The sequence below is a fragment of the Microvirga calopogonii genome (assembly GCF_003347665.1).
In the GTDB taxonomy this organism is placed as follows: domain Bacteria; phylum Pseudomonadota; class Alphaproteobacteria; order Rhizobiales; family Beijerinckiaceae; genus Microvirga; species Microvirga calopogonii.
This window is the reverse complement of sequence record NZ_QDGA01000197.1, coordinates 1-4,491: the sequence shown is the minus strand read 5'-3', so window position 1 is coordinate 4,491 and position 4,491 is coordinate 1. Positions and strand designations below refer to the sequence as shown.

The window sequence follows — 4,491 nt, the reverse complement described above, 5'->3', positions numbered from 1 at the left end:
GTGCGGGCATGCTGCTCGATGAAGCCAAACCTCATTTCGGCACCTCCGCGAAGATGCCGATGGCTTCCTAAGAAACAGCGCCCTTGGAAGCGTCGACACCGACCTCCTGCAGCACAAACCCGAACGCCTTGGCGCGGCGGTGCAGGTTATCGATCACCCGCTTCCGATACCGTTCCTCATAGTACGACGCTCCCGGATCAACGTAATCCATGCCATGGCGCAGGGCGTTGTAGAACAGCGCTGCAATCTTGCGGGCGGTTGCAGTCACAGTTTTAGCCTTGCCGATCCGGGTCGACAGCCGCCGGTAAAAGGCACCCAGTGCCGTCTCCGTCTTGCCGATCGTCACGGCCGCCAGCCGCAGAAGGGCCGCCGCCCGACTGCCCGACCGGCGCGTCCGAGACGACAGCACCTTGCCACCGGAGATCTTATTGCCGGGCGCGAGGCAGAGCCACGATGTGAAGTGCTTGCTGCTGGGCCAAGCCGTCAGATCCGTGCCGCACTCCGCGATCAGTTTGAGCGCCAAGGACGGCCCCAGGCCGTGGATCCGGGTCAGGTCCTGGCCCAGAACCGCATAGAGGGCGCCACGAAGATCGAAGCTCGGCTCATTGGGCTGGCGGCTCATGCGCCGGCGAGGCGCCGGCAAGGAAGCGGGATCGGGCCCATGGGTGCTCAGCGCCTTGAGGACGGCCTCGATCCTCTGATCGCACGCCGCCACCTTGTGCTGATACGTGTCGTACAGCGCCAGCGCCTGTTCGAGCGCGAACAGATGCTCGGCGCGATAATGACCCGTCAACGCCTTCTCGATCGTCTCGGAGCTGGAGTGACACCGGATGTCCCGTAGGCTCGCCAGGACCGCCGGATCACGTTCTCCGGCCAGAATGGCGCGGATGATGCGCATGCCCGTGGCTCCAGTAATGTCGCTGACCACGTGATGCAGCTGCAGGTTCATCTCGGTCAGCGCCTTCTGCATGTGCTGGATGTGCGAGGCGGCATACTCGAGCAGCCGCTCACGCTGGCGCAGATACGCGCGCAGTTCCGCGATCTCGGCTTTGGGTTGGAAGCTGGCCCGCAACAGGCCATAGGCATGCAGCCGCTGGAGCCATTGCGCATCCTTCACATCCGTCTTGCGTCCGGGCACGTGCTTGGCGTCACGGGCATTGACCAGAAGCACCTCGAAGCCGCGGTCCTGCAGGATCTCGAAGACCGGGATCCAGTAAACCCCGGTCGATTCCATGACGACGGAGGTGACGCTACAAACCTCGAACCAGTCGGCCAACCGGTGCAGGTCGGCGGTAAAGGTCCCGAAGCTGCGCACGGGTTCATCTGTCCGGTCAGGTCCCACGGCCGCCATGTGCATCGTGGCCCCGACATCGATGGCGGCGGCATGGGGTGAACCATCGGCAGGCTCTGGCGATCTTTACCGGCCTCTCGTTTGCGTCTCATCGGCTCCTCCTTGGGGTGGGAGGGGCTGGACTGCGCCAAAGGTCAACTTCCTAACCGGGATCGCCCTGGGGCGTCACCACTCTCAAGCGCGCAACAGTCCATGGACCATGTTTTTTAACGGGGTCATGCGCCACCAATAAGCTAACGGCCGCTCCCCTCCTGGGGCAGACTACCAGCAAGCTGTTTCTGACCCCACAGGCGGACCCGGTCCGCGACGGTTTTTTAACACATCGCGCTCCATGCGCGTGCGATCGAGCTCACGCCGGAGCCGCGCGATCTCTGCCGCCTGATCGGCCGGAGAGGCCATGGGAGAGGCGCTGGGCGATGGGGTCTTGCTCCCAGCCCTGGATCGAGGTGGACCACCATGCACAACCGCCCGCCAGTTGCGCAGCATGGAGGGAGAAATCCCCAGCTCCGTTGCGATCTGCATGAGAGGTCAACCGCTGCTCTCCAAAAGTGCAACGGTCTCTCGTTTGAACTCGGGGGTAAAGTCCCGTCTCGTCTTCGTCATCAAACACCTTCCAACTCCCGCAGGAGCTTAGCAAAGGTGTCCACCAATGCGAGGGAGGATCATGGTGAGCCCCACCAAAGCAACAGCCATACTCTCATGCAGGTGCACGGGCCGTCAGACAGGATCTAGTTCTTGGCGTAGCGCATCAGTGTCGAAGCCCTTGTCGGTAATCAGAGCACCGATTTCGATGCCCTCCAACAGGGTTTGTGCTCCAATACTATCATGCTGCTGGCCCGGAAATTGGTGCAAGTCCACCAGCCTGTCCAGCAGGGCCACGATCTTGGTGGTCAAGCCGCCGCGCGAACGTCCGATGGCCTGAGCATAAGTCCCCATTAGGCGCCCGTGCCATGCTGATGGACTCGGATGATGAGGCCACCGATGAGCGTGTACTCGAAATCGGGATCGCCTGAGAGAGCGTGGAAGACCTGCTGAAGCACGCTGGTCTGACACCGCCGGTGGAAGCGGCGAAACACACTGTTCAAGTACCCGACCATCTCTGACAGGTTGCGCCAAGGCGCTCCCGTGCGAACGATCCACAACACTGCATCCAGAACCACTCGGTTATCCGCACCCGAGAGACTGGGATCACCGGCCTTGCCGGGCAGTAATGGCGCAACACGCTCCCACTGCTCATCCTTCAGGATCATGCGATTCAAGGCTGACCTCCAGTTTTTCAGAATAGAATCAAAATTTCTCCACTGCGGTAATCCTCGACCCCTGAATGTCCACAGGCCGCAGTCGCGGCCGCATCCTGAATCGATTCTTTGGAGTTAGTCAGGTTGTCGAAAGCTGAACCGGTCATGATGAGATTCGGGACGCAGCGATCGTCGGCCAGGTGGGCTGGAAAGAGAATGTGGGGCGATCAACAAGCAGTGCACTCAGAGCACGGTTGTGGAGGAGTTGGTAACCCGGCGAATGCTCATCACCATTATCGCTGGTGACTACATATCGTGACGCCCTTGTCGCGGATGCAACTTCATGTCTGAGGAGCCACAATGCCAGTCAGTAACGCCAACATCCTTTTCTCGCAGTCCGCTCAGACAAGGTCAGAGCCGGTATCGGCTTTCGACGAGACTCAGCAAAGCGCATCTCGGTTTGAGGCGATGCTGATCATGTCCCTGCTAGAGGACAAGACCTGTCCGTCGGAACTCCGTGACCCGCTGGCGCGGGAATCCGCTTCGACGGCGGGAGCATTGTCCCGGGAGCATTCGGAATCCGTGTCAGATGCCGAGTCGTCGTTGGAGTACTTGGCCCAGCACCCATTGGACCTGCTGCCGCAAAATATGAGGGTAGCTATTGAGTCGATGGATCGGGGGCCGGAGCCCTCTGAGATCGCCAACCCTTCTGTTGCACAGGCGCCCGTTAAAAGCGAGAGAATCACGTGGAATAGCGGCTCACTGACCCAGGCCGAGTTGGAGATTGTAGCAGTGCTGAACCGCCACAAGGACCAAGCTCCACTCAGTTGGGATTCATTGGCAGATAAAGCCAACGATCCCTCTACGCCCCCGGATTTGAAAGCGGCGATCAAGGGATTGCAGCAGGATCCAGAGCTGTTTTATGCGATCGGCTCGCAGGGCGATGGCCGCTGCGGTGGCAAGATCACGGCGAAGGACTTGTCCGGATTCTCCCGCCATCACTCCCAAGTTGCCGAATTTCAGGATAAGCAGGCACAAAGCTACGTTCAGAACTACATTCCATCCGACAGCACGGGTGATCCGCAGCCGTCCGCCATGACTCGGAGCGACGCATTACGCGAGCTTTACCGATACTCTGAAAACCTGCCCGAAAACTTGAGTCTGGCTGAATTCAAGCAGATCGTCGAGGGTGAATCAAAATCTGGCAAATGTCCACCCCAGGTCATTGCGGCGGCTCAGTACTTCGTCAGCCACTCGGATGAATGGAAGCAGTTATATGGTGGTGGAATAGACAAGGTGCACAAAGAGGACTTTCTTCAAGTCGCTTCTTCGTCGATGAGTCTCACGCGTACCGAGCTTGAGACGTTAGAAACAATTAAGAGCAATCAGGACGCCTTCTTTGGAAGCGGTGACCTGACGCGTGACAAGCTCGCGAGGATGGCGGAGGACAAAAGCCTCGACCCGAAAGTGCAGGAGGCGGCCTCTCAGTTGCTCTCTGATCCTCTGCTGTTCAGTCAGCTTAACAATGCGATCACAGGCTATGAGACCAATAATTCATTCTTCGACTTCGGCGGTGGCCACACGGTCGACTCCGGTGACATCAGCAATGAAGACTTTGCTCAGTTCTACCAAAGCATGTCGCTGGCGAACCGCACGGTCCAGCAGTCAAAGACCCATGTGCCCGAAACCGCTGCGGAACAAAACGCGGTTTCGGATATGCTGGCGGGCCGGACGGACCAGCCTGACACCAAGTCACCGAAGAAAAACGGTGGGGCTTTTATTCACGCCGTCGGGGACGCGCTCAAGATAGTGTCGCCAGTGCTCGATTGGGCGGCGACGGCGGTGGGTTTGTTGAGCTTCGTTCCAGTGCTTGGCCAAGTGGCCGATGCCGTCTCAATGGCG

2 protein-coding genes and 2 pseudogenes are annotated in these 4,491 nt (G+C 59.5%); 1 reads left to right on the top strand and 3 read right to left on the bottom strand.

Going from position 1 to position 4,491, the window contains the following annotated elements; genetic code table 11:
- Positions 1 to 67: 67 nt before the first annotated feature.
- The 3 genes and pseudogenes from DDF70_RS35605 to DDF70_RS38615 all read right to left on the bottom strand — a co-directional run.
- Positions 68 to 1,375, bottom strand: a complete 1,308-nt coding sequence (locus DDF70_RS35605) for an IS110 family RNA-guided transposase (RefSeq protein ID WP_114948661.1) — start codon at positions 1,373 to 1,375, stop codon at positions 68 to 70.
- A gap of 288 nt (positions 1,376 to 1,663) precedes the next feature.
- Positions 1,664 to 1,954, bottom strand: a pseudogene (locus DDF70_RS35600) (transposase); the annotation flags it as partial.
- A 135-nt stretch (positions 1,955 to 2,089) separates the two neighbouring features.
- Positions 2,090 to 2,610 (bottom strand): annotated as a pseudogene (locus DDF70_RS38615) (IS5 family transposase); the annotation flags it as partial.
- 339 nt (positions 2,611 to 2,949) lie between these two features.
- On the opposite strand from DDF70_RS38615, the gene DDF70_RS35585 reads away from it, so the two are divergent.
- Positions 2,950 to 4,491, top strand: a 1,542-nt coding sequence (locus DDF70_RS35585) for an HrpF/NolX family T3SS translocon protein (protein WP_114948600.1), incomplete at its 3' end; no start/stop codon positions are given.